The 24,295-nt window shown below is 64.9% G+C and carries 22 protein-coding genes; 5 read left to right on the top strand and 17 right to left on the bottom strand.

All coding sequences use genetic code 11. The annotated features are described in order from the left end of the window. Nucleotides 1-110: 110 nt before the first annotated feature. A complete protein-coding gene (locus METLW4_RS0113860) occupies nucleotides 111-764 on the bottom strand; it encodes a DedA family protein (RefSeq protein WP_018266815.1) in 654 nt (217 codons plus the stop codon). Between the two features lie 106 nt (nucleotides 765-870). Further along, a complete protein-coding gene (locus tag METLW4_RS24905) occupies nucleotides 871-1,296 on the bottom strand; it encodes a hypothetical protein (RefSeq protein WP_245258454.1) in 426 nt (141 codons plus the stop codon). Between the two features lie 383 nt (nucleotides 1,297-1,679). On the opposite strand from METLW4_RS24905, the gene METLW4_RS0113850 reads away from it, so the two are divergent. Next, the gene (locus tag METLW4_RS0113850) at nucleotides 1,680-1,967 is read left to right on the top strand and encodes a hypothetical protein (RefSeq protein ID WP_018266813.1); all 288 of its coding nucleotides are present in this window, start codon (nucleotides 1,680-1,682) and stop codon (nucleotides 1,965-1,967) included. 16 nt (nucleotides 1,968-1,983) lie between these two features. Here the strand turns inward: METLW4_RS0113850 and METLW4_RS0113845 are convergent, their stop codons facing one another. The 3 genes from METLW4_RS0113845 to METLW4_RS0113835 all read right to left on the bottom strand — a co-directional run bounded on the left by METLW4_RS0113845 (nucleotide 1,984) and on the right by METLW4_RS0113835 (nucleotide 3,685). After that, the gene (locus METLW4_RS0113845) at nucleotides 1,984-2,424 is read right to left on the bottom strand and encodes a VOC family protein (protein WP_018266812.1); all 441 of its coding nucleotides are present in this window, start codon (nucleotides 2,422-2,424) and stop codon (nucleotides 1,984-1,986) included. Nucleotides 2,425-2,489: 65 nt separating this feature from the next. Further along, on the bottom strand, nucleotides 2,490-2,684 hold the full coding sequence (locus METLW4_RS0113840; RefSeq protein ID WP_018266811.1) for a hypothetical protein: 195 nt from the start codon (nucleotides 2,682-2,684) through the stop codon (nucleotides 2,490-2,492). Between the two features lie 104 nt (nucleotides 2,685-2,788). Then, on the bottom strand, nucleotides 2,789-3,685 hold the full coding sequence (locus tag METLW4_RS0113835; protein WP_018266810.1) for a radical SAM protein: 897 nt from the start codon (nucleotides 3,683-3,685) through the stop codon (nucleotides 2,789-2,791). A gap of 343 nt (nucleotides 3,686-4,028) precedes the next feature. Between METLW4_RS0113835 and METLW4_RS27060 the strand changes: the two genes are divergently transcribed. Next, a complete protein-coding gene (locus tag METLW4_RS27060; RefSeq protein ID WP_157235128.1) occupies nucleotides 4,029-5,000 on the top strand; it encodes a DUF535 family protein in 972 nt (323 codons plus the stop codon). Nucleotides 5,001-5,132: 132 nt separating this feature from the next. Here the strand turns inward: METLW4_RS27060 and METLW4_RS0113825 are convergent, their stop codons facing one another. From METLW4_RS0113825 to METLW4_RS24895, 3 genes are all read right to left on the bottom strand, one after another. Continuing rightward, nucleotides 5,133-5,513: a VOC family protein gene (locus METLW4_RS0113825; protein WP_018266808.1), complete on the bottom strand. Its 381-nt coding sequence runs from the start codon at nucleotides 5,511-5,513 to the stop codon at nucleotides 5,133-5,135. Nucleotides 5,514-5,594: 81 nt separating this feature from the next. Beyond that, nucleotides 5,595-7,688, bottom strand: coding sequence for a sensor domain-containing diguanylate cyclase (locus tag METLW4_RS26555; RefSeq protein ID WP_018266807.1), 2,094 nt, complete (start codon nucleotides 7,686-7,688; stop codon nucleotides 5,595-5,597). Between the two features lie 172 nt (nucleotides 7,689-7,860). Then, nucleotides 7,861-9,678 carry a putative bifunctional diguanylate cyclase/phosphodiesterase gene (locus METLW4_RS24895; protein ID WP_018266806.1) on the bottom strand — a complete coding sequence of 606 codons (1,818 nt, stop codon included), beginning with the start codon at nucleotides 9,676-9,678 and terminating at the stop codon, nucleotides 7,861-7,863. Between the two features lie 504 nt (nucleotides 9,679-10,182). On the opposite strand from METLW4_RS24895, the gene METLW4_RS0113810 reads away from it, so the two are divergent. Beyond that, the gene (locus tag METLW4_RS0113810) at nucleotides 10,183-10,692 is read left to right on the top strand and encodes a hypothetical protein (protein WP_026191503.1); all 510 of its coding nucleotides are present in this window, start codon (nucleotides 10,183-10,185) and stop codon (nucleotides 10,690-10,692) included. Between the two features lie 2 nt (nucleotides 10,693-10,694). Here the strand turns inward: METLW4_RS0113810 and METLW4_RS0113805 are convergent, their stop codons facing one another. Then, nucleotides 10,695-11,078, bottom strand: a complete 384-nt coding sequence (locus METLW4_RS0113805) for a cell division protein ZapA (protein WP_018266804.1) — start codon at nucleotides 11,076-11,078, stop codon at nucleotides 10,695-10,697. Nucleotides 11,079-11,091: 13 nt separating this feature from the next. Next, nucleotides 11,092-11,385, bottom strand: a complete 294-nt coding sequence (locus METLW4_RS0113800) for a DUF4164 family protein (protein ID WP_018266803.1) — start codon at nucleotides 11,383-11,385, stop codon at nucleotides 11,092-11,094. Nucleotides 11,386-11,651: 266 nt separating this feature from the next. On the opposite strand from METLW4_RS0113800, the gene gap reads away from it, so the two are divergent. Together gap and METLW4_RS0113790 are read left to right on the top strand one after the other, a co-directional pair. Next, nucleotides 11,652-12,659, top strand: a complete 1,008-nt coding sequence (gene gap / locus METLW4_RS0113795; RefSeq protein WP_018266802.1) for a type I glyceraldehyde-3-phosphate dehydrogenase — start codon at nucleotides 11,652-11,654, stop codon at nucleotides 12,657-12,659. A gap of 35 nt (nucleotides 12,660-12,694) precedes the next feature. Then, complete coding sequence (locus METLW4_RS0113790) at nucleotides 12,695-13,888, top strand: phosphoglycerate kinase (protein WP_026191502.1); 1,194 nt, start codon at nucleotides 12,695-12,697, stop codon at nucleotides 13,886-13,888. Between the two features lie 10 nt (nucleotides 13,889-13,898). On the opposite strand, the gene METLW4_RS0113785 is transcribed toward METLW4_RS0113790, so the two are convergent. The 7 genes from METLW4_RS0113785 to METLW4_RS0113755 are packed head-to-tail and all read right to left on the bottom strand — an operon-like array spanning nucleotide 13,899 to nucleotide 24,213. Beyond that, nucleotides 13,899-16,583 carry a nitrate reductase gene (locus METLW4_RS0113785; protein WP_018266800.1) on the bottom strand — a complete coding sequence of 895 codons (2,685 nt, stop codon included), beginning with the start codon at nucleotides 16,581-16,583 and terminating at the stop codon, nucleotides 13,899-13,901. Next, nucleotides 16,583-18,196: a sulfite reductase subunit alpha gene (locus tag METLW4_RS0113780; RefSeq protein WP_018266799.1), complete on the bottom strand. Its 1,614-nt coding sequence runs from the start codon at nucleotides 18,194-18,196 to the stop codon at nucleotides 16,583-16,585. The genes METLW4_RS0113785 and METLW4_RS0113780 overlap by 1 nt, the downstream gene beginning before the upstream one ends. Then, on the bottom strand, nucleotides 18,193-19,944 hold the full coding sequence (locus tag METLW4_RS0113775) for a NirA family protein (protein WP_026191501.1): 1,752 nt from the start codon (nucleotides 19,942-19,944) through the stop codon (nucleotides 18,193-18,195). Before METLW4_RS0113775 ends, METLW4_RS0113780 begins: the two co-directional genes overlap by 4 nt. 2 nt (nucleotides 19,945-19,946) lie before the next feature. Continuing rightward, nucleotides 19,947-21,161, bottom strand: coding sequence for an NAD(P)/FAD-dependent oxidoreductase (locus METLW4_RS24890; RefSeq protein ID WP_018266797.1), 1,215 nt, complete (start codon nucleotides 21,159-21,161; stop codon nucleotides 19,947-19,949). A gap of 12 nt (nucleotides 21,162-21,173) precedes the next feature. After that, the gene (locus METLW4_RS0113765) at nucleotides 21,174-21,965 is read right to left on the bottom strand and encodes an ABC transporter ATP-binding protein (protein ID WP_018266796.1); all 792 of its coding nucleotides are present in this window, start codon (nucleotides 21,963-21,965) and stop codon (nucleotides 21,174-21,176) included. An 11-nt stretch (nucleotides 21,966-21,976) separates the two neighbouring features. Then, nucleotides 21,977-22,873, bottom strand: a complete 897-nt coding sequence (gene ntrB, locus METLW4_RS0113760) for a nitrate ABC transporter permease (protein ID WP_018266795.1) — start codon at nucleotides 22,871-22,873, stop codon at nucleotides 21,977-21,979. Nucleotides 22,874-22,887: 14 nt separating this feature from the next. Beyond that, entirely contained in the window at nucleotides 22,888-24,213 is a 1,326-nt protein-coding gene (locus tag METLW4_RS0113755; protein ID WP_018266794.1) for a CmpA/NrtA family ABC transporter substrate-binding protein, read from the bottom strand. Nucleotides 24,214-24,295: the final 82 nt, after the last annotated feature.

Below are 24,295 nucleotides of genomic sequence, written 5' to 3'. Positions count from 1 at the left end.
GAAAGCCGAGATCATCAAATGGCTGTTCGGAACGATCGGCTTTCAGACGCTCGTCATTCTCGGCGCTGTTTTGGCGCTCGCTCGCCTCGCGCATAGCTGACGGCTTCGCGTCACGGCGGACGACGATCGATGCGCTCGAAATGCGCCTCGGCCTCCTTCGTCAGCCGCTCCTCGTGGATTTTCCAATAGCGCCACAGCAGGAAGGCGCCGAGAATCGCGCCGGCGAGGCCGAGCCAGCCGATCGGGCCGGCGATTCGATGGATGGCCGCGCCGAAGACATAGCCGCCGAGGCCGAAGACCAGCGCCCAGCAAATGCCGCCCGCGGCGTTATAGGCCAGGAACTTCACCGGATCGAAGCGATTGGCGCCGGCGAGCACGGCCGCCAATATGCGCAGCAGCGCGATGAAGCGCCCGAAGAACACGATGGCGCCGCCCCAGCGCATGAAGAGATATTGCCCGAGCCGCAATTGCGGCGGCCCGACGCCGATATGCGCGCCATAGCGCATCAGCAGCCGCACGCCGAACTCGCGCCCGACCCAAAAGCCGATATTGTCGCCGAAGATCGCGCCGGCCGCCGCGGCCAGAATGACGAAGCGAACGTCGATATTGCCGGAGTGGCCGGCGTAAATGGCCGCGCCGACCAATGTCGTCTCGCCGGGGAGCGGTATGCCGGCGCTCTCCAGCGCGACGATGAAGAATATGGCCCAATAGCCATAGGTCGTCAGAATGGAGACGATCTGCGCTTCGTCGATCAGTCCCGCCATGCCCCGCCTTTGCCGATTCGACCAAGAGACGGCCGAGCGGCGCTATTGTCGCCGCTGGGCGCGCCGACGGCAAGAGAGGCCGCTGGCGAGAAGCGCGACGCGCGCCTCAGCGCGCGGCGCGTTGCAGGCGAGCCGCGGCGTCGAAGGAGAGCCCGCCGTCGCGAAGGAAAGGCAGACCGAAGCCTTTCACGTCATCGGCGAATTGCGCGCCGCCTTCCAGCGCCTTCTCGACCACCTTGCGCAGCCCGCTGAGGATCGGCTGATCGCAGCCGGCCATCTCGCGCGCCAGCTGCGCGCGCTCCGCCTCATCGGCCCTCTGCGCGAAATCGCGCACCACGACAGAGACGAAACGTCCCGCGCTGACGCCATTCTCCTGCGCGACGGCGCGGACTCTCTCGGCGAAAACGCCTCCGATGCAGAAAGTCGCGGCCTGCGCGACCTTGTCGTTCGAGCATGAATGGATCAGATCGGTGACGAGCATGACCTTTTCTCCGTCCTGCGAACGAAACTCTCCTGCTCCGTCGGAATGCATTTTCGGAATTCCCATAGTCTTCTCGCGGCGTCCGATTGTCGGCTTCCGTCCGAGACGCCGTTCCGCCGCCTGAACCGCGACGCCCACGCAAAAGCCGGACCAAATTTTGAGAAGCGCTGTCGTCATTTTTGCCGCTCTATCGTCACAAAACTCCGTTTCATTCGAATCTATTCGATCATTCGGCTGTGCCGCCGGGCGCCGCGTAAGCAAAACGCCGTAGTTCCAAAAAGGTTTCATCGTCATTCGACCTTTTACCCCCGGGGCACGGCGGAAAAACGGCGAAGGCCTTGCCGGCCGCCGGGATGGCCCGATTTCTTTGAGGATGAGCCGCTCGCGCGGGCGCGTCCCGCGCCGGTCGCGACGGCTTTTACGGAGGAAAGTCGATGGAACGTCGCTCTTTCATGAAATTTTTCGTCATCGGCGCGGCGGCGGCGCTGGTCGCCGGTCCTGCCGACGCCCTCACCTCGGTCGCGCCGCTCGAGACGCCGCGGGCGCCGGAGCCGGCTCCCGAGGCCGCCGTGGCGACGGCGGAGGATCTCGAGCGGGCGCAGGTCGAAAAGACCTATTGGTACTATCGCCGCCGCGTCTGGCGGCCGCGCTGGCGCCGCCGCTACTGGCGCCGGTATTATCGGCCGCGTTACTGGCGTCGCCGTCGCTACTATTATTACTGAGCGTCTATACCAGCGTTCACCAGGCGCCGGAGTTGGGCATGGAGCTCCAGGGCTCGGCCGGCGGCAGCGGCGCGCCTTTCTGCAGCAGCTCGATCGAGATTTGATCGGGCGAGCGGATGAAGGCCATATAGCCGTCGCGCGGCGGACGATTGATCGTCACGCCCGCCGCCTGCAGCCGCGCGCATAGCGCGTAGATATCGTCGACCGCAAAAGCGAGGTGGCCGAAATTGCGGCCGCCCGCATAGTCATGCTCGTCCCAATTATAGGTGAGCTCGACGAGCGGCGCGCCTGCGTCTTTCGCCTGCGGAAGATCGTCCGGCGCGGCGAGATAGACGAGGGTGAAGCGGCCCTTCTCATTCTCGGTGCGGCGCGCCTCGACGAGGCCGAGCTTGTTGCAGAAGAAGTCCAGCGAGCGGTCGAGATCGCCGACGCGGATCATCGTGTGGAGAAATTGCATATTGGCGCCTCATGCGGGGTGAGAGGCGGCGAGCATAGCCGCTCTCGCGCGCGGGCGCACGCGCCCTATTGATGCGGCGGGATCTTCAGCGCGCTCTCCAGCGCGATGATGATCGGAATGAGCGCCTCCTTCTCCTGCTCGGCCGAGCCGAACTCGGCGGATTTCAGCCGCTGCTCCACCTCGTGAATCGTCATCAGACGCCGTTCCAGGACGATCAGCAGCTCCTTGGCGATCTGCGGCTCGAGCTCGATTCTGATCATGCGCGCATCTTTCCTCATCGACTGGCCGATTCCGATCGACCGAACGCAGCATAGGTTCTGCTCGCCGAGGGCGATGTGCGCTGGCGCATAGTGCGGAAGGACGCCTACAGTCCCCGCGCCCAGGCGGGCCGCAGCGGAGCCGCCTCCGGCGCGGCGATGGCGGCGCGGAGCTGCTCCAGCAGGCGCGGCTTGTCGGCGCCGAGCGTGCCGCGCAGCACGAGCCAATTGGAGGCGTGGTCGCTGCGGAACACGGTGCGCCGCAATTCCAGCCGCGAGAGGAAGCGCTCCATCTCGCGCAGCAGCCCCGGCACGTCGAGCGGCGCGAAATCAGGGAAATCGGCGCGAAACCGCGCCTCGCCCTTGGGGAAGCTGACGACCAGAGTCGCCAGAAACTCCGGTTGCGCGGCGTTGATCAGCGCGGCGGAATTTTCCGCATGCGCCTCGCTGAGCGCGGCGCCGCCGAGCCCGTTGAGGATCATCACCGAGCGCTTGATCCCGGCCGCGCCGAGCTTCTCCAGCGCGTCGCGGCTGGAGGCGAAGGTCTCGCCCTTCTGAACCCGCGCCAGCACATCGTCATCGCCCGATTCCGCGCCGACATAGACGAGCGACAGGCCGAGCGCGGCGAGATCGCGCAGCTCGGCGACGGATTTGCGGCTCACATTGCGCGGCAGGCAATAGCTCGACACGCGCCGCACGCCCGGCAGCTCGCGGCGGATCGCTTCGAGAATGGCGGCGAGACGGCGCGTCGACAAGGTCATGGCGTCGCCATCGGCCAGAAACACGCGCGCGACCGAGGCCCCATAAATCTCGCCGCAGCGCTTTATGCTCTCCATCACCTCCGCCTCGTCCCGCGGACGGAAGCGCTTCTGCGGCGCGGTGTACATCTCGCAGAAGCTGCAACGATTCCACGAGCATCCATCGGTGACGGGCAATATCAGCGACTCCGCCTCGCTGGGCGGACGAAACACGGGCTCGACATAGCGGATGGGGGCGTCGGTCATGGGGGTAAGTCTACCGCGACGAGGCGCGGACGGGAATGGGGGCGGGGGTTCTGACCCTCGACGGTCTGCGTCGAAGACCTAAATCGGCTCCCGCTATCCGAAAGCCCTCGATCGACAGATCCTGGGCGACCGACGCCGCGCTCTTTCTCGATCCATATCCGACCTCGAGCCTGACTGGACAAATTATTGCTGCAATGTGTACGCTACATTACAGATAGTTAATGTTGATCCGTCATGACCTATCGAATGGCGATCGACGCAACGTGCGAAGCCGTGTCGAAACAGTCGTTTGTTTGGAGGCGTGGTGCAAGAAGCGATACGGACGATATGGCGGGACGTCTGCGTGATCGCAGAAAATGAATCGGCATTTCGAGCGGGAATATTCTTCCTGTCGTCGTTGCGGGATATGCGCGCCACAGCGGCATGGCTGAATTTTCTCGAAGCTTTCGGAGAAAAACTTCAGTTCGGAGCCGCTCCGACGCAATGTATCAAAAAGCCGTTTTCTAATTATGCCCTGTATCGCCTCTCGCTATCACAGCGCGTGTCGATTTTAACGGATCACTATAATTTGATTGGTGACGCTATTCCGGCTCTTGTCGCCGTTTCTTGGGGAAGATCGAGTCTAGAGCTCGGAATTCTATCTGGAAAGAACGGCGCAACTTATCGGTTGTCGCTACGCCCTGCGGAATATTGCTACAAGGAGGGGGAGCTGAGTTTGGTATTGAGCGACGCTGCGGACGGTCTCGAACTCGCGAAGCTGACCTTTGTGCTCGCCAACCGACAAGATGGAGAGCCCTGCCTTTTGATCGGGGGACTGCAAGGACCATCGTCGCACTGCGGCCCCGACGCCAAAACGCGGATCGTGAAAGCGACGCGGGCTCTCTGGGGGGTGCGTCCCAAAATGGCGGTCTTCCTGGCGGCGACGCATTTCGCCCGAGCCATGGGCGCGCGGCGGATTCTCGCGGTATCGAACGACACTCATTCGATCAACGCCGACGCCTGGTGGCAACGCCAGCGGATGCGCGCAGATTATGACGCTTTTTGGCTCGAACGCGGCGGAGCGCGCGTAGCCGAAGGCTTCGCCTTACCGGTGACATCGTCGACGACAAAATCCAAATGCAAGCGACGAGAAGAGCTGCGCGCGCGTATCGACGAGCTGGTGGCTGGACTTTTTTCCTCGGAACTCGAAAAACATCCTAGATTTGCGGAAGCGCGCGCAAGCGCGCTCGGATGGCGAACCGGTGCGACGAACCAAGCGGAGAGGCCTTCGAATCGAAGGCTCGTCGACGAAAAGGCTCCCGCACTGTGTGGCTGAGGCCCGCATCGGTTCCAGCCATGCGCAAACGACGTGATATCCTGCGCGGGCGAAGGTCCGCGAACTCCGAAAAGCGGGTCCTCTGGCCGTCTGCGGCGCATGACCGCTCCTTGCGCATCATCGCGCTCGCCATCACCCCACCCCGCCGCCGATCGCCTGCCCGAACAAAATGCGATGCCCGTCGATCGTTGTGACGACGATCTCGCGCATTCCATAGGGGCGATCGGCCGGCGGGGTGCAGAGCGCGCCGCGGGCGGCGATCTCGGCGTGGAGCGCGTCGATGTCGTTCACATTCACATAGCCGAAGAGATTGTGGGAGCCGAGCGTGGTGGGCGGCGCGTCGGTGGGGCAATGGCCCAGCATCACGCGGACATTGTCGCGCTGAACCAAGCGCCAATCCGTGGCCTCCGGCCACAGCAGCTCGAAGCCGAGCACGTCGCGAAAATAGCCGGCGCTGGCGTCGAGATCGGGAACGGCGAGCACAAAGGCCCAAGTGGAGAGCGTCGGGGGCATGAAGTCACCTGAATGAAATCGCCTGTATGAAATCAGCTGCGTGCTTGCGCGCCCCTATGATGGCGGCGCGGTCCGCAAAATTCAAATCGAGAAACTATTCGCCGGCTCCTGCGTCTCGGAATAGATGCGATATTGGTTTCTGCCATTCTCCTTGGCGCGATAGAGCGCTCGGTCGGCGCGCGCCAGCATGGCGTCCGGCCCCTCCAGAGCGGAGGCGAAGAGAGCGACGCCGACGCTCACCGTGGCGCGCCGCGCGCCGCCGGGCAGCAGATAGGGCTCGGCCGAGAGCGCGCAGATTTTCGTCGCCATGACGGAGGCGCTGGCGGCGTCGCGCGAGCTGGATTGCAATATCGCGAATTCGTCGCCGCCGAGCCGCGCGACGACATCGCCGGCGCGGCAATGGCTCCTCAGCCGCGTCGCGAGCGCTTCCAGCAGCGCGTCGCCGCTGGCGTGGCCCAGCCGGTCGTTGACGTCCTTGAAGTGATCGACGTCGATATAGAGCAGCGAGAAAGGCTCGCCGCCGGCTTCGGCGTCGGCGAAGGCGTGACGCAGCGCGTCGATGAAGCTGCGGCGATTGGCGAGGCCGGTGAGCGCGTCCGTCTGCGCGAGGATGGCGATCTGATCCGCGACCTCCTTGCGCTCGGTCACGTCGAGCGCGACGCCTTCGATCAGCTGCGAGCGGCCGGCCCGATCGCGCGCGGCGTAGCGGGCGTCGAGCCAGCGATAGCCGCCGTCGCGGCGCCGAAAGCGGAACTCCACCATGCCGCCGCGCCGTCCGTCCGCCGCCGCCCGCGCCAGCGAGGCGCCGACCTTGTCGAGATCCTCGGGGTGAACGCAATCGGCGAGGCAGCGCGCCGGATCGGTCAGCTCCCAGGGATCATAGCCGAACAGCGCGATATTGTGGGAGACATAGACGAGGCGCGGATTTTTCCCGTCCATGCGAAGGCGGAACAGCAGAGTCGGGCTGCGCTCCACCACCTCATTGGCGTCGCGGAGCCGGTCGACATAGCGCTGCCGCGCCAGCGAGCCGCCGATGAGATCGCCGAGTATGCGCAGCGCGTCGATCTCGGCCGGCTTCCAAATGCGCTCGCTGCGGCAATCCTCCACCTCCACCCAGCCCCAGGGCGCATCGTCGACGACGATGGGCGCGAACAGCGCCGAGCGCACGCCGGCGCGCTCGAGAAAGCTCTTGGCGGGGCCGGGCGCGAGCGTGCGCGTCGCGGCCGTCACCGGCCGGCGCTCGGCGAGAGCGGCGAGCAGCGGGCCGGAGAGAAAAGCGCGCCTCCCGTCGGCCTCGAAGAAGGAGGCGTCGAGCGCGACCGGAGAGTCCGCGCGCCGCCAGAAATGCAGCAGGGACGGGGGCTCATCCGGCGCCGCGCCGGATTCGAAGACGAGAATGCGATCGGCGTCGATCGCCGCGCCGACGGATTCGAGCAGATCGGGAATTGCGGCGGCGCTGGGGGCGGCGGTGGTGAGCTCGGTCGCGGCGGTGGAGACGGCGTGCAGCAGAGCGTTGCGCTGATGCAGCGCCGCCGACAGCGCCTCCTGCTGCAGCCGGCGCCGCGACACCGAGACCAGCCAGCCATGGGCGCGCAAGCCGATGATGACGAGCACGGCGGTGAAGGCCGTGAGCAGCGCGCCCATCGCCAACGCGGTCGACTCCGCGCGCGCGAAGAGCCCGACGATGGCGGGCAGCACATCCGGCGCGATATAGCCGAACATGGCCGGCAGATACGCGGAATTGGTGACGATGGCGCCCGCCGCCATGCCGCCGGCGGCGAAAAGCGCGAAGGCGTGATAGCCGGGGTCCGGCGTCAGCCACAGGACCGATGAGGCCGCACCCCAGAGGCAGCCGGTCAGCGTCGAGCCGAGCGTCCACAGCGCGAGGAAGCGCCGCACGGCTTCGGGCGTGGGATGCATGGCGCGAAAGCGGCGCGCATGGATGATGCGCGCGACGACCAGGATCGCGATGGCGACGAGCCAGGCGACGATCAGCGCGCGCGGGTAGAAATCGTGAAAAATGCTCGCGACGATCGCGGCGTTGGCCGCATTGAAGACCAGCACCGATTGTCCGGTGGCGAGCATTTGCGCCTGATCCGCGCGGATCGCTGCGGCGAGCTCCTCGGGATCGAGGTCCCGCTCCTCGGAACGCGAGTCGCGCTCATACCGATACATGCCCGACCCTTCGACGCGCCTCCCGCCGCTGGAGGATGCTGGCGGCGCGATTTGTTTGCAAAATGTCCGTATCGCGTTCCGACGATGTTTCTCCTGGGGAAGAATCTAGCGCATTGCGCTCGGGAGCGGAGTCCGCGCCCGAGAAGGGCGCGGATGGGCGCGAGCGACATTCTCAAGCGAGCGAGACGGGCGGGCGGACGCGGCCGACCGGCGCGACGCCTTCGACGAATGCACGGAGTGGTTGTGGCGGGCTGATGACATAGCCCTGAACCTCGTCGCAACCGAGCTGGCGCAGAATACGCAGCTGCGCGTCCGACTCGACGCCCTCGGCCGTCGCGGTTATGCCGAGCTCATGCGCGAGGGCGACGACCGACCGCACAATGGTCGCCGCGCGCGGATCGGCCTGCGCCTGCTGCGTCAGCGAGCGGCCGAGCTTGATGCGATCGACCGGCAGAGCGTGGAGATGCGCGAGCGCGGCGCCGCCGCCGCCGAAATCGTCGAGCGCGATGGAGACGCCGAGCGCGCGGATCGCGGCGAGGCAGCGCAGAATCTCGGCGTTGTCGGCGAGGCGGACCGAGCTGGCGATCTCGATCTCCAGCCGGCTCGGATCCATGCCGGAGGCGGCGAGCGCCTCGGCGACGTCGCGGGCGAAGCCGGTCTTCTCCAATTGCGGCTGGGTGACATTGACGCTGACGCGCGCATCGGGCGGCAGAGCGGCGGCGCTGGCGCAGGCCTCGTTCAATATCCAGGCGCCGATCTCATAGAGCAGGCCGGCCTTGGTCGCGACGGGGAGGAAATCTTCCGGCGTGCGCAGGCCGTCGCGCGGGTGCCGCCAGCGCAGCAGCGCCTCATAGCCGCAGACGCGCGTGACGCCGAGCGCGACAATGGGCTGGAAATGGAGCTCGAACTCGCCGGCGCCGACCGCCTCCCTCAAATCCTGCCAAATGCGCCGATTGGCGGCAATGCGCGATTCAATGTCGGGATCGAAGAAGCGGAAATGGGCGCGGCCGCTGGATTTGGCTTCGTACAAGGCGAAATCCGCCTTGCGCATCAGCGTCCGCAGATCGAGGCCGTCTTCCGGCGCGCGGGCGATGCCGACGCTGACGCCGACCGTCGCCATCGCCTCCTCGAGATCGAAAGGGGCGGCCATCGCCTCCATCAATCGCATCGCGAAGGCGCCGACATCGGCGAGCGAGCCGGCGTGGGATTGCACCACGGCGAATTCGTCGCCGCCGATGCGGGCGACGATATCGGCCTTTCCGACAATGGAGGAGATGCGCTCGGCCACCGACCGCAGCAGAATATCGCCGGCCCTGTGCCCCAGAGTGTCGTTGATCTCCTTGAAATTATCGAGATCGATGCAATGGATCGCGGCGCCGAATCCATTGGCCACCGCGGCGGCGATGACGATCTCGCCCTGCTGCTCCAGGGAGGCGCGGTTGGCGACGCCGGTGATGGCGTCGAAATAGGCGAGCCGCCGGATGCGCTCCTTGCGCTCCTCCTGCTCGAGCGCGATGGCGCAGAGATGCACGCAGGTCTCGACGATCGTGCGCTCGAGCGGGCTCGCGCCGCGGCAGGTGCGATAATAAAAGGCGAAAGTGCCGATGACGCGATCGTCCGAGGCGCGAATCGGCGACGACCAGCAGGCGCGCAGGCCGAGCGGAGCGGTCTGGGCTCGAAAGGCGGCCCAGCGCGGATCATTCTCCATGTCCGTGACCTCGACGGGCTCGCCGAAATAGGCGGAGGCGCCGCAGGAGCCGACGTCCGGCCCGATGCGGAGGCCGTCGAGCGAGTCGGAATAATGCGACGGCAGGCTCGGACCGGCCAGCGGATGCAGGCGGCCTTCGCGATCGACCGTGAGAACGGAGCATGTGGCCTGCGGCGCGAGCTGCTCGGCGCGAAGGCACAGCTCCGCCATGGTCTCGCGCAGCGGCTTGCCGCGCGCCAGACGCTCGAGCACATCATGCTGAAGCGCTCGGAGACCCTGCATCGTGGCGTTCGAGCAGCTACCACAGTCGAGTTCTAGCATTGGCCTCGCCTTTGAAGTCAATCTCATTATTTTCTGCGTATCTCGATCGCAACCATAAGAATTGAAAAGCAGCCGCCATGTCGGCGGCGCGACGATGATCCTCACGTCGGTGAAAATAATGCGCCGACGCGGTCCTGTCGATCATGGCCGCCGAGCGTGCGCTTCAACAAAACCTATTATCGCATGTCCGCCGGCCATTGTGTAGGGCGGAGCTGGAGCGCAATATATCGCCGTTGGATCAAGATGATCGCGGGCGCGGGTCCGGCTCCGTCAGCGCTCGCGCACAATCGCTCTGGGGCGGCTTGCAGGGCGGCGCGGCGCAAGGCGCGCGGACCGACAAAGGAGCGCGGACCGACTTGCCTTGGTCACGTCATTGGCCCAGTCTTGCGCAGCCGCGGGCGGCGGCGCGCCGAAAAAGCAGGCGCGCCGTCATGACGCAACGACCCGCCGGCATGGGAGAGAAACATGTCGAAATTCGCCACACTGGCTCTGGCCGTAATGATCTCGGCGCCCTTCGCGGCCGCTCCGGCGCGTGCGGTGGAGATCAGCCCCTTCTTTCCGCTGCCTAATTCCTTCGACGTCAAAGGGCCGATCAAGGATGGCGTGCTCGCGCAGCAGATCTCCTGGCTGGAGGACGGCATCGCCGCCATCGAGAAGGCGCGCGCCGGCGCCGCGCCGGACAAGCTCGCCGATCTCGACGCGCAGCTCGCCGCGGCGGTCAAGGAGCGCGACATTTTGAAGAGCGACGAGACCGGCCGCGACGCCGAGCTGGCGCGCAAAAATCTGGTCGTCACCAATATCAACCGCTGGATCAACGGCCTCGCCCGCAAGGCGACCGAGCAGCTCAAGATCGCCATTCTCAAGGATGGCGCGGAGCGCGACGCGGCCGAGCGCCGGCATATTCAGCTGTCGCAGCAGGCCGATGATCTCGAGAAGGTCAAGCACGAGCCGGCCTTCGAGGCCTGGGGCCGCTGATCTCAGAGCATTGGGGGCGCCTCCGCGCCCCCGTGCTGAAGATCGCGCGAGAGACGCTCGACGCGGGTCGTCGCATCCTCGAGCGCGGCGGCGAGCCTCTCCACCAGAGCGGCCTCGGCTTCTTTCGCCGCGGCGGCGTTCTCGCGCAGCGTCGCCAGCTCCGCCTGCAGGGCCTCGAGCTTGCGCGTCGCGATCGACGCGTCATCGGCGAGGGTGAGCGCCGCCATCACGGTGATGCGCTGCTCGCCAATGTCGCCGAAGCCTTCGCGCAAGGACAAAATCTTGTTCTCGACGAGCTTGGCCAGCTCGTCGAGATGGGCTTCCTCGCCATCCTCGCAGGCCATGCGATAGGTCCGGCCCGCGATCGTCACCACAACATGCGCCATTCGCCGCCTCTCGCTACGTCTGCGCCCGGTCCTCGTCGCCGAGCACGGCGATAATGCCGAGGCTCGTGCGGTCGAGACGCGTCAGCACCTCGTCGCGCGCCTTCTCCAGCGCGCTGTTCTGCGCGAGGGCGGCGTCGAGCTCGAGGCCGAGTCGGCTGCGGTCGTCCTGCATGACGGCGAGCTCCTCCTCGAGGTCGGCGTGCGACAGCTCGACCTCAATGCGTCGCGCGACAGTCTCCTCCAGCCGCTCCAGCGCGGCGGCGAGCCGTTGCAGCGCATCGTCGAGCCTGTGTGGGACTTGTGTCATATGGAAACCGGACCGATCGCGATTAGATTCGCACGTACGAATCGTTAACGCCTAGCAGCAATCGCGTAAACCCCAATCCGAGCCGCGACTCCGTCGCGGAGCGACCGGAGACCGCGTTGACAGGGGGGCGCGACCTGTTATCAAGCCGCTCATTCGAGCGGGCGGTTGCCGCCAGAAAATGCGGCAAAATGGGCAAAGCCCCGATTTTGGGCGGTTCGGCGACCGCCCGGCCCCGCCCGAGCGAGCAGATGAGAAGGAGCACCGCTATGGCCGTGAGAGTGGCGATCAATGGGTTCGGACGCATCGGACGCAATATTCTTCGCTACATCGTCGAGAGCGGCCGCACCGACCTCGAGGTGGTGACGATCAACGATCTCGGCTCTGTCGAGACCAACGCCCATCTGCTGCGCTATGATTCCGTGCATGGCCGTTTCCCCCGCGAGGTGAAGGTCGAAGGCGATTCGATCGACGTGGGCCAGGGGCCGATCAAGGCGACGGCGATCAAAAATCCGGCCGAGCTGCCCTATGAGGCGCTCGGCGTCGACATTGCGCTCGAATGCACGGGCCTTTTCACCGCGCGCGACAAGGCGAAGGCGCTGCTCGACGCCGGCGCGCGCCGCGTGCTGGTCTCCGCGCCTTCCGAAGGCGCCGACATCACCGTCGTCTATGGCGTCAATCAGGACAAGATCACGAAGGACGATCTCGTGATCTCCAACGCCTCCTGCACCACCAATTGCCTCGCGCCCGTCGCCAAAGTGCTGAATGACGCCATTGGCATAGAGCGCGGTTTCATGACGACGATCCACTCCTACACGGGCGACCAGCCGACGCTGGACACCTATCACAAGGATCTCTACCGCGCCCGCGCCGCCGCGCTCTCCATGATTCCCACTTCCACCGGCGCGGCCAAGGCCGTGGGCCTGGTGCTGCCGGAGCTGAAAGGCAAGCTGGACGGCGCCGCCATTCGCGTGCCGACGCCCAATGTCTCGGCCGTCGATCTCAAATTCGTTCCCAAGCGCAAAACGAGCGTGGAAGAGATCAACGCCGCCATCATCGCCGCCGCCGACGGTCCGCTGAAAGGCGTTCTGGGCTACACGAGCGACAAGAATGTCTCGGTCGATTTCAACCATGACCCGCGTTCATCCGTGTTTCATCTCGATCAGACCAAGGTGATCGAGGGCGAGCTGGTGCGCGTCCTGTCCTGGTACGACAATGAATGGGGCTTCTCCGGCCGCATGACGGATGTCGCCGCGACGATCGCCAGGCTCATCTAGACGCGATTCTTTTCCTCATTCACCGGGGCACGATCATGCCGTCTTTCAAAACGCTCGATTCCGCCGATCTCGACGGCAAGCGCGTCCTGTTGCGCGTCGATCTCAATGTGCCGACCGAGAATGGCGTCGTCACCGACAAGACGCGCATAGAGCGCGTGCTGCCGACGATAGAGGATATTTCGAAAAAGGGCGGCAAGGTCATCCTTCTCGCCCATTTCGGCCGTCCCAAGGGCGAGCGCAAGGAAGAGGATTCCTTGAAGCCCATCGTCTCCGCGATAGAGGAGACGGCCAAGCGCAAAATCGCCTTCGCCGATGATTGCGTCGGCGATGTCGCCGGCGCGGCGATCGCGCAGCTGAAGAATGGCGATATTCTGCTGCTCGAGAACACGCGCTTCCACAAGGGCGAGGAGAAGAACGATTCCGCCTTCGCGGCGGAACTCGCCAAGCTCGGCGACATTTATGTGAACGACGCCTTCTCCGCCGCGCATCGCGCGCACGCCTCGACGGAAGGGCTCGCGCATCTTCTGCCGGCCTACGCGGGCCGCACCATGCAGGCGGAGTTGCAGGCGCTCTCGGAGGCGCTGGAACATCCCGCGCGTCCCGTCATGGCGATCGTCGGCGGCGCGAAAATCTCCACCAAGCTCGATCTGCTCGGCAATCTCATTCGCAAGGTGGATATTCTCGTCATCGGCGGCGGCATGGCCAATACTTTCCTCGCCGCGCAGGGCAAGCCGGTCGGCAAATCGCTGTGTGAGCATGATCTGCTCGAGAAGGCGCGCGCCATTCTCGCCGATGCGCAATCGTCCAATTGCGAGATCGTGCTGCCGGTCGACGCAACTGTCGCGCAGAAATTCGAGGCGCATGCGCCGTCGCATATCGTCGCGATCGAGCATGTCGGCGAAAGCGACATGATCCTCGATGTCGGGCCAAAGAGCATCGCCCATATAGAGAGCCTGCTCGCCAAGGCGAAGACGCTGGTTTGGAATGGCCCGCTCGGCGCCTTCGAGCTGCCGCCCTTCGACGAAGGCACCAACGCCGTCGCGCAGACGGCCGCGCGTTTGACCGTGGAAGGCAAGCTGCTCTCCGTCGCCGGCGGCGGCGACACTGTGGCCGCGCTCAATCAGGCTCATGCGGCGCAGGAATTCAGCTATCTCTCGACCGCCGGCGGCGCTTTCCTCGAATGGCTCGAGGGCAAGGAGCTTCCCGGCGTCGCGGCGCTGACGAAATAAGCAGCCGCCGTCACTCCTCGCAGCAGGCGCGCGCCGCGGCGATGGCGCGCTTCAGCTCTGGAATGCAGGAGCCGCAATTCGTGCCGGCGCGCAGTTTCTCGCCGATCGCGGCGACGCTGCGCGCCCCATTCGCGATCGCCGCATCGATCGCCCTGGCGCCGACGCCGAAGCAGGCGCAGACGATCGGACCATCCTGCGCCGCGCCATCGGGCGAGCGCCCCGACAAAAGCGCCTTGCGCTGCTCCGAGCCGAGAGACTCTGTCTCGAACAGCGCTGTCGCCGCGTCGAAGGCGCCGCGCGCATCCTCTCTTCCGACAAAGAGACAGAAATCGACGCGCTGCTCACGAAAACGCGCGACGCGATAGATTCCACGCGCCTCGTCGAGATATTCCGCAATATCGGCCTCACCGCCGAGCGACGCCGCATAATCGCGCCATGATGCGAGAGCCGCGTCCGAGGCGAAGAGAAGGCCATGGCCGCCGGCGACGGCGACTTTGGTTCCGAGCGCGGCGATCGTCGGCCGCAGCGGCGCGCGCGAGAGCAGAAAGCCCCGCGATTTGAATGCGACCGCATCTATGCGCGCCGGCGTCGCCTTCGCTTCCGGCTGTCCCGAATGCGGATCGACGATCGCGGCGACGAGCGAGCCGACGCGCGCGAAAGAGGACGTTTCGTCGCTCCAATGAATGGGCGCGAATAATTGCCCGCGTCGCTGCCGATCGGTGACGGACACTGCGAGCAGGCACTCGCCGTGGCGCGTCGAAACGCAGGCGAAGCCGTCGTCGACGAGACCGAGCGGCGCCGCGTCGGCGGGATGAATCTCGACGAAGGGAAAGGGCGAATGCCGCGCGAGACGCGGGCTTTTGCCCGTGCGCGTCATCGTATGCCATTGGTCGCGAATGCGCCCTGTATTGAGGCGGAAGGGAAAGGCCGCCGTCGTCGCGGTTTTCAGCGACGGCGGCTCCGGCGCGACGAAGCGCGCCTTGCCATTGGCGGTGAAAAAGCCGCCTTCGCCGAAAACTCGTTCGCGCCCTTTCGTCTCTCCCGCGCGGATCGGCCATAGCGTCGGATGCAGCGCGTCATAGGCCTCGTCCGAGAGCGTTGCGAGCCCACCTATGTCGAAGCTGCGCGCGCCGTCATTCTCGAAAGCGGAGAGCGTCGCATGCTCGCGAAACACATCCGCCGCGGAACGAAAATCGAAGGCGTCGCTAAAGCCCATGCGCGTCGCGACGTCGCTGACGATGCGCCAATCCGGCTTCGCATCGCCGGGCGATGGCAGAAAGGCGCGCTGACGCGAGATGCGCCGCTCCGAATTTGTGACCGTGCCGGATTTCTCGCCCCAAGCTTGCGCCGGCAGCAGCACATGCGCGCCCGCGTTTATCGTGTCGTTCGACAGCACATTGTCGGAGACGACGAAGAGATCGAGCTTCGCCAGCGCCGCGCGCGCATCATCGGCTCGAGGCAGCGAGACGGCGGGATTGGTTCCCATCACCCACAGCGCCTTTATCTCGCCGCGCGCTATGGCCTCGAACATTTGCACGGCCTTGAGGCCTTCATGCGTCGCAATGCGTGACGCATTCCAGAAGCGCTTCACCCGATCGATCTCGGCGCTCGAAAAACCCATATGCGCGGCGAGCTGATTGGCGAGGCCGCCGACCTCGCGTCCGCCCATGGCGTTGGGCTGGCCGGTCAGCGAGAAGGGCGCGGCGCCCGGCGCGCCGATGCGCCCCGTCGCGAGATGACAATGAATGATCGCGTCGACCTTGTCGGTCCCTTGCGCGGATTGATTGACGCCTTGCGAAAAGGCCGTGACAGTCTTTGGCGTCGTCGCGAAGAGCTCGAAGAAAGCCGCGACATCGACCTCGCGCAGCCCGGTCGCCGTTGCCGTCGCCGCGATGGTCGGCGCGATTTCGCGCGCGGCGTCGAGCGCCTGCGCGAAGCCTTCGGTATGCTGCGCGATATAGTCGTCGCAGGTCGCGCCATTGGCGACGAGATGCACGAGCAAGCCGCAGAAGAGCGCGACATCGCCGCCGGGCGCGATGGGCAGAAAGAGATCGGCCTCTTCCGCCGTCGCTGTGCGGCGCGGATCGATGACGACGATCTTCGCGCCACGCTCCTGCTTGTTGCGCAACATGCGCTGAAACAGAATCGGATGACACCAGGCCGCATTGGAGCCGACGAGCACGATGAGATCGGCGCAGTCGAGATCCTCATAGCATCCCGGAACCACATCGGCGCCCAAGGCGCGCTTATGTCCCGCCACTGTCGAGGCCATGCATAGCCGCGAATTGGTGTCGACATGCGGCGAGCCGATGAAGCCTTTGATGAGCTTGTTGGCGGCGTAATAATCCTCCGTCAGCAATTGGCCGGAGAGATAGAAGGCGACCGCCTGCGGTCCATGCGTTTCGATGATGCGCGCAAAGCCCTGCGCCACATGATCCAGCGCCGCGTCCCATGTCGCGCGTCGCAGCCCATCCCCGTCGCGTAGCATAGGATGCAGCAGGCGCTCGTCGAGCGACAGCGTCTCATGCAAAGCGGAGCCTTTGGAGCAGAGCCGCCCGTGATTGGCCGGGTGCGCGGGATCGCCGGCGACTGCCGCGCCGCCGCAGCCATCCGGCGTCGCCAGCACGCCGCAACCGACGCCGCAATAGGGACAAATGGTCGCGACAGAGGCGCTGCGTGGATCGACCCGCTGCATCAATAGACATCCTGTCGATAGCGGCCGCTCTTCTTCAATTCGGCGACGAAGGCGACGGCCTCATCCGTGGCGCGCGCGCCATATTGCGCAACGATATCGACGAGCGCGCGCTCGACATCCTTGGCCATGCGCTTGGCGTCGCCACAGACATAGATATGCCCGCCATCGGCGAGCCAGGCGAAGAGATCGCGCCCCACCTCGCGCATGCGATCCTGCACATAGAATTTCTCGGAGCCGTCGCGGGACCAGGCGAGCGAGAGGCGCGTCAGCAGGCCGGATGACTTCATCGCGTTCAGCTCATCTGCGTAGAAGAAATCGCAATCGCTGCGCTGATGGCCGAAGAACAGCCAATTGCGCCCGCGCGCGCCGTTCGCCTGCCGCTCCTGCAGAAAGGCGCGGAAGGGCGCCACGCCCGTGCCGGGGCCGATCATGATGATCGGCGCATTCGGATCATTCGGAAGCGAGAAGCCGTGCGACGCCTGCACATAGACTTTCAGCGGCGCGTTGCTCTCGATGCGCTCCGCGAGAAAAGTGGAGGCGACGCCTTTGCGCAGGCGCTTACCGATCCTATAGCGTACGGCGTCGACCGTGAGCGACACGCGCCCCGGCGCCGCTTTCGGCGAGGAGGAGATGGAATAGAGCCGCGGCTGCAGAGGCTCGAGCGCCTCGACGAAAGCTTCCGCATGCGGACGCACGCCGGGAAATTTCATCAAGGCCGCCAGCACGTCGAGATCGGCGGCGTCATTGTCGCTATCTTCGCCTTGCGCCAGCGCACGCGCCTTTGCGCGCGTCTCGCCGCCGGTGAGGAAGGAGATCAGCTCGAACAGCCGATCGGGCGCAGGCGACAGCGCGCAATCGTCACGCAGCGCTTCACGCAGGCTTTTGCCCTTCACCGGCGCGAGCGGCGAGGCGCCGATCATGGCGATGATCTGATCGACGAGGCCGAGATCATTTTGCGCGAAGACGCCGAGCGAATCGCCGACGTTGTAATCGATCCCGCTCTTCGAAAGATCGAGCTCTATATGCCATGTCTCTTTCTCCGAAGCCGGCTTGTTCAGCCTCCGACGCGACAAAAATAGCGCTTCGACCGGATTGTCGCGCGAATGTCCGGGCGCGGACGCCGGATGCGCGAGGTCTGATTTCGGCTCTGGACCGCGCGCTTTCAGGCTCGCATCCTCGGCTGATGACGCCGCGTCGCGTTCTTGCGCGAGCGTCTTCAACATGCGCGCTGTGTCCTTGCCGCCGGGCGCGCAGAGATTGAGACGCTCCTCCTTGCCGGCGAACAGCGCCTCCGCATAATTTTGGCAATCATAGCCGCATTGGCCGCAATCCTGCTGCGCCATTGCGGCCATCATGCGTCGTCGCAAAGGACGGCCCTGCGCGAGCGTCATGCGGTCTTGCAATTGCAGCGTCGGATCATGCCAGGGCGCCGCGCCATCATCGGCGTCGCCGGCTATGGCCGCATTTTCCGTCGGCGACAGAGCGACGACTCCGGCGTCGTCCATCGACATCAGACCAGCGAAAAAGCCATTGAGCCAAGCGCGCTGCTCCTCGGAGAAGGGAGCCGAAGGCGGAATGAGATCGAGACGTTGCGGCTGCGTGATCTTGGTCATTGCTCCGCCTCGAAGATCAATCGTCGCAATGCCTCTACGTCATGGCGCCGCGTGAAGGCGGCGAAGCTCTCCGCGCTGGTCGCGCGATGTGCGAGATAGGCGCGCAACAGGCTCTCGATCTTGCGCGGCGCATCTGTCGCCGCGACATTCTCGAGCAGCTCGCGGCCGATCGCGCCCTCCGCCCCGAAGCTGCCGCCGACGACCATATTATAGCCCTCGACCGTATCGCCTTCTTCATTGATCGGCACGCGCGCGCCGACGAGGCCGATGTCGCCGATGTAATGCTGCGCGCAGGAGTGACGGCAGCCGGTCAAATGTATGTTGATCGGCGTGTCGATCTCTATTTTCTCCTCGCAATGCGTGGCGATCTCGTCCGCGTGCCTTTTGGTGTCGGCGGCGGCGAAACGGCAACCGGCGTTGCCCGTGCAGGCGACGAGACCGGCGCGGAGCGGCGACGCCTTCGTCGCAAGGCCGAGCGCCTCGATCCGCGCGAGCGCCTCGTCGATCCGCGCGTCGGCAATTCCAGAGATGAGCAGATTTTGCCAGACGGTGAGCCTTATGTCGCCGTCTCCGAGCTCACGCGCGATCGTCGCGAGACCGTGCGCTTCGTCGCTCGTCAGGCGACCGAGCTTCAATGCGACGCCGATCCAGCTCTTCTGCGCCTCTTTCTGCGCATGCGCGCCGATGTGCGCGAGCCTGTCGAAGCCGGGCCGTTGCGCAATCGCCTCTTGCGGCGCGCGCAGCAGCGGACGGCCGAGCTTTTCCTCTACCAGCGTCAGAAATCGATCAAAGCCCAATTGATCGAGCACATATTTCAATCGCGCCCGCGCGCGATTGGTTCGGTCGCCCGTGTCGATGAAGACGCGCAATATGGCGTCCGCGATCTCGACTGCCTCGTCTGTCGGAACGATCACGCCCGTGTCGCGCGCGAGATCCTTGTGACCAGTGATGCCGCCGAGCGCGAGACGAAAGTAGACGCCCGGCGCGATTCCATGTCCGTCGCTAATCTCGATCGCCTGAAAGGCGACGTCATTGGTCTCCTCGAGCACGGCGATGCGGCCGCCGCCATCGAAAGCGATGTTGAATTTGCGCGGCAGGCCGGAGAGCGAGCGATCATTGAGAATATGAAAATGCATCGCGCGCGCGAAGGGGCGGGTATCGATGAGCTCCTGCGGATCGATGCCGGCGGTCGGCGCGCCAGTGATGTTGCGAATATTGTCGGCGCCGGCGCCGCGCGTCCATAGGCCGAGGCTCTGCACGCCTTCGATCATCGCGACGGCGCTCTTGGGCTCGATCTCGCGAATTTGCAGATTGGCGCGCGTCGTCACATGCAGATAGCCGCCGCCATGGCTGTCGGCGAGATCGGCGAGGCCCGCGAATTGCCAGTGGGTGAGAATTCCATTGGGGATGCGCAGGCGGCACATATAGGAGGATTGCGTCGGCGCGACATAGAACAGCCCATGATAGCGCCAACGAAAATTATCGGCCGGCTTTGGCGGCTCATTGCGCTTCGCCTGCGCGACGAGACGCGCATAGGCGTCGAATGGATGCTCCTCGCGCTTGATCTTCTCTTGCTCATTGAGCGCGCCGCCATTGGCGATTGCGCGATCCTGCGCCGCGAAATGAATGGCGTCGGGGCCGATCGGCGTTTCCTTCGTCGGCGTGGCGCGTCGCGCGCGCGAGGCCTGAAAGCCGGAGGCGAATCCTTCGAGATAGCGTTTCTGCTCGGCAGTGAAATCACCGGCCATGGTCATGCCGCCTTTCTTTCGCAGAGGCTGCGGCCGAAGATCAGCGCATCGCGCCATTGCGTCACATCGGCGCGCGAGCGAATGAGCTCGAGGCACCAGAGCGCCGCGCTGGTGTCGCCGATGAGCACGGCGCCGGTGAGACGGCCATTCTCTATGACGAGCTTTTTGTAGAGGCCGAGCCCAAAGTCGCGCCAGGAGATCGTCTCGGCGCCGTCGCTTCCCATAAAATCTCCGGCGGAAAAGACATTGACGCCGGAGACCTTCAGATTGGTGGAGACGACGCTGCCCTCGTAAATATCGCTTTCGCCGCAGAGTCTCGCGGCGAGGACGCGCGCCTGCTCATAGGCGGGCTCGACGAGGCCATAGCAGACGCCTCTGTGCTCAGCGCATTCTCCGAGCGCGAAAATGTCGCGGATTTTGGTTTCCATATGATCGTCGACGATGATTCCTCTTTGCGCGCTCACGCCGGCGTCGCGCGCCAGCTCCATATTGGGCGCAATTCCCGCGGCGAAGACGACGCCATCGGCCGCGAGCCGGCGGCCATCGGCGAGCTCTATCGCGCGGACGCATTCGTCGCCGATGATGCCTATCGTGCGCGCTTCCAGCAGAATTTCTATTCCTCTGCTCGCGATGAGCAGCTTCAGCAGCTCGGCTGCTTCCTTGTCCAGCTGCCGCTCCATCAGCCGATCAGTGACATGCGCGAGTGTGACCTCGGCGCCGCGTTTGGCGAGCCCATAGGCGGCTTCGAGGCCGAGCAGGCCGCCGCCGATGACGATGATTTTCTTGCGCTGCGCCGCGAGGCGCTTCAGCGCGTCGACATCGGCGCCGTCGCGAAACACGTGAACGCCGGATAGCTGCGCGCCGGGCAGCGGCAGACGCAGCGCGCGGGAGCCGGTTGCGAGCACGAGCTTGGAAAAGCCGATGTTCTCGCCATTCTCCAGCGACACGCGCTTCGTCGCGATGTCTATGGCGTGCGCCTTGGCGCCGTAGAGAAGAGTGACGCCGTGGTCGCGCCACCAGCTCGCGGGCCTCAGCTCGATCTCGGCCATCTCGGCCTCGCCCGCGAGCACGGAAGAGAGCTGCACGCGATTATAGGCGAGGCGCGGCTCCTCGCCGATGACGGCGATGGCGTAGCGGCCGAGCGCGCGCTTCGACAATTCGTCGACGAGACGCGCGGCCGCCATGCCATTGCCGATGATGACGAGAGGCTCGCTCATTTTTCGCTCGCCTCACGCCGCTTCGACATAGTGATGACGCTCATAGAGGAATTGCAGCACGCGGCGTCGGCATTCGAGATAGAGAGGGTCGGTGGAGAGAGCCACGCGATCGCGCGGGCGCGGCAGAGCGACATCCAGCGTCTCGCCGATGGTGGCGCAGGGGCCATTGGTCATCATCACGATGCGGTCGGAGAGCAGCACGGCTTCGTCCACATCATGAGTGATCATCATCACCGTATTGCCGAGCGTGCGATGCAGCGCCATCACCTGATCTTGCAGATGCGCGCGGGTGAGCGCGTCGAGCGCGCCGAAGGGCTCGTCGAGCAGCAGAACCTTCGGCTCCATGGCGAGCGCGCGGGCGATGCCGACGCGCTGCTTCATGCCGCCGGAAATCTCGCTCGGACGCCTGTCCTTCGCATGCGTCATCTGCACGAGCTCGAGATTGCGCATGGTCCAATCATGGCGCTCGGCGCGGCTCTTTTTGCGCGAGAACACCTTGTCCACCGCGAGGCGCACATTGTCGTAGACGGTGAGCCAGGGCAGCAGCGAATGATTTTGGAAGACGACGGCGCGATCCGGTCCGGGCGTGTCGACCTGACGATTCTCCAGCACGACGCCGCCGGCGCTCGCGCTCACCAGCCCGGCGACGATATTGAGCAGAGTGGATTTGCCGCAGCCGGAATGGCCGATGATGGTGACGAATTGTCCCTTCTCGACGGAAAGATCGACGGCTTCGAGCACTTTCGTCGTGCGGGTGCCGCTCGCGAAAATCTTGTCGACATGATCGATGCGAAGATAGCTCATGGCGAATCCTTTCAGGAAGCTTGCGCGCCGCGCGTGGCGAATGCGCCGATCGCGGCGACGATGCGATCGAGCACGAAGCCGGTGACGCCGATATAGGCGAGGGCGACGAAAATGTCGGACAGGCGCGAGGAATTCCAGGCGTCCCAGATGAAGAAGCCGATGCCGACGCCGCCGGTCAGCATTTCTGCCGCGACAATGGCGAGCCAGGAGAGGCCGACGCCGATGCGCAGGCCGGTGAAGATGTAGGGCGCGGCAGACGGAATCATGATCTTCCAGAAGAACTCGAGGTGATTGAGCCGCAGCACGGCGGCGACATTGCGATAATCCTGCGGAATATTGCGCACGCCGACAGCGGTGTTGATGATGATCGGCCAGATGGAGGTGATGAAGATCACGAAGATCGCCGAAGGATGGCTATCGCGAAAGGCCGCGAGCGAGATCGGCAGCCAGGCCAGCGGCGGCACGGTGCGCAGCACTTGGAACAGCGGATCGAGCCCGCGCATCGCCCAGCGCGATTGTCCGACGACGACGCCGAGCAGCACGCCGGCGACGCTGGCGAGGCCGAAGCCGACGGCGACGCGCTGCAACGATGTGAGCACGCGCCAGCCGAGGCCGATATCCTGTGGTCCCGCGACGAAGAACGGGTGCAGGATGAGATCGTTCGCCTCGCTCCATATACGCGACGGCGACGGCAGAGCCGAGGTCGGCTTGATGCAGAGAAGCTGCCAGAGGCCGAGCAATATCGCGAGCACGATGATCGGCGGCAGCACGGCCGCGAAGAATGCGCGAATGCGCGCGCCATGCTTCTCGATGAGCGGCGTGCGCCGGCGCGCATAGAGCTCGTCGATCGAGCGATCGTCGGCCTGCGCCGCTTCGACGAGAGCGTCCTTGGTGATTTGCATCGTCATTTCGGCCTCTTCGATCAGACTTGCGCGCGCTTGATGGACAGGCTCTTCAGATAGGCCTGCGGATTTTCAGGGTCGAAGACCTTGCCGTCGAAGAAGGTCTCCTTGCCGCGCGACGTCGATGTCGGAATTTCCTTGGCGGGGACATTGATGGACTTCGCCGCCTCGCGCCAAATGTCCTCGCGATTCACCTTGTCGACCAGCGCTTTGATATTCGTCGTCGGCTCGAGCTTGCCCCAGCGAATGTCCTCGGTGACGAACCAGGCGTCGTGACTCTTGAACGGATAGGAGGCGGCGTCGCGCCAGAATTTCATGAACTGCTTCGTTCCTTTCTCGATGCGGCCATTGCCGTAATTGAGATCGCCTTTGAGGCGGCCGACGATATCGGCGACGGGCACGTTGAACCATTGGCGCTTGCCGACGATCTCCGCGAGCTCGGCCTTGTTCTCCATTTTGTCGCACCATTGCTGCGCTTCCAGCACGGCGGCGGTGAGCGCGCGTGCGGCGCGCGGATTTTTGTCGACCCAATCGGCGCGCAGGCCGAGCGCTTTTTCGGGATGCTTCGACCAGATCTCGCCGGTGGCGCAGGCGGTGTAGCCGATGTTCTGATTGGCGAGCTGCTCGTTCCAAGGCTCGCCGACGCAAAAGGCGTCCATATTGCCGACCTTCATATTCGCCACCATTTGCGGGGGCGGCACGACGATGGTCGAGACATCCTTGTCGGGATCGACGCCGGCCGCGGCGAGCCAATAGCGCAGCCACAAATCATGCGTGCCGCCGGGGAAGGTCATGGCGACCTTCACCTCCTTACCTTCCGCTCTCTTCTTGGCGAAGGCGTCACGCAGCGCCGAGGCGTTGGTGGTGATCTTCAGATCCTTATATTCATTGGCGACGGAAATGCCCTGCGCGTCGAGATTGAGGCGCGCGAGTATGTACATGGGCGTCGGTGCATTGTTCTGCGTCACTTTGCCGGTGGTGATGAGATAGGGCATGGGCGTGAGAATATGCGCGCCGTCTATGCCGTTGGCGGCGCCGCCGAGCACGAGATTGTCGCGCGTCGCGCCCCAGGACGCTTGCTTGACGACCTCGACCTCCGACATGCCGTGCTTGGCGAAAAGGCCTTTTTCCTTGGCGATGATGAGCGGCGCGGCGTCGACCAGCGCGATATAGCCGAGGATCGCTTTCGTCGTTTCCGGCCCTGCGCCTTGCGCGAAGGCGCCGGCGGGGAAGGCCGCACGAATGGCGGCGAAGCTCGCGGCGGCGCCGGCCGCGCCACGCAGCAGCGCGCGGCGATCGAGCGTCATGGCCGCATTGGTCTTCGCTGAGCTTGTTTCGTCTGTCATCGTCACCGTCGTCCTCTTCGCGCTGCGAGCGCATCGGTCAGGGCGAGTCGGCGCCGTCCTTTAGTCGACGGCGCGAAACGCA

This window comes from Methylosinus sp. LW4, assembly GCF_000379125.1.
GTDB lineage: Bacteria > Pseudomonadota > Alphaproteobacteria > Rhizobiales > Beijerinckiaceae > Methylosinus.
Note: the sequence above shows the minus strand (reverse complement) of the source record. Positions and strands in the feature narration are given on the sequence as shown.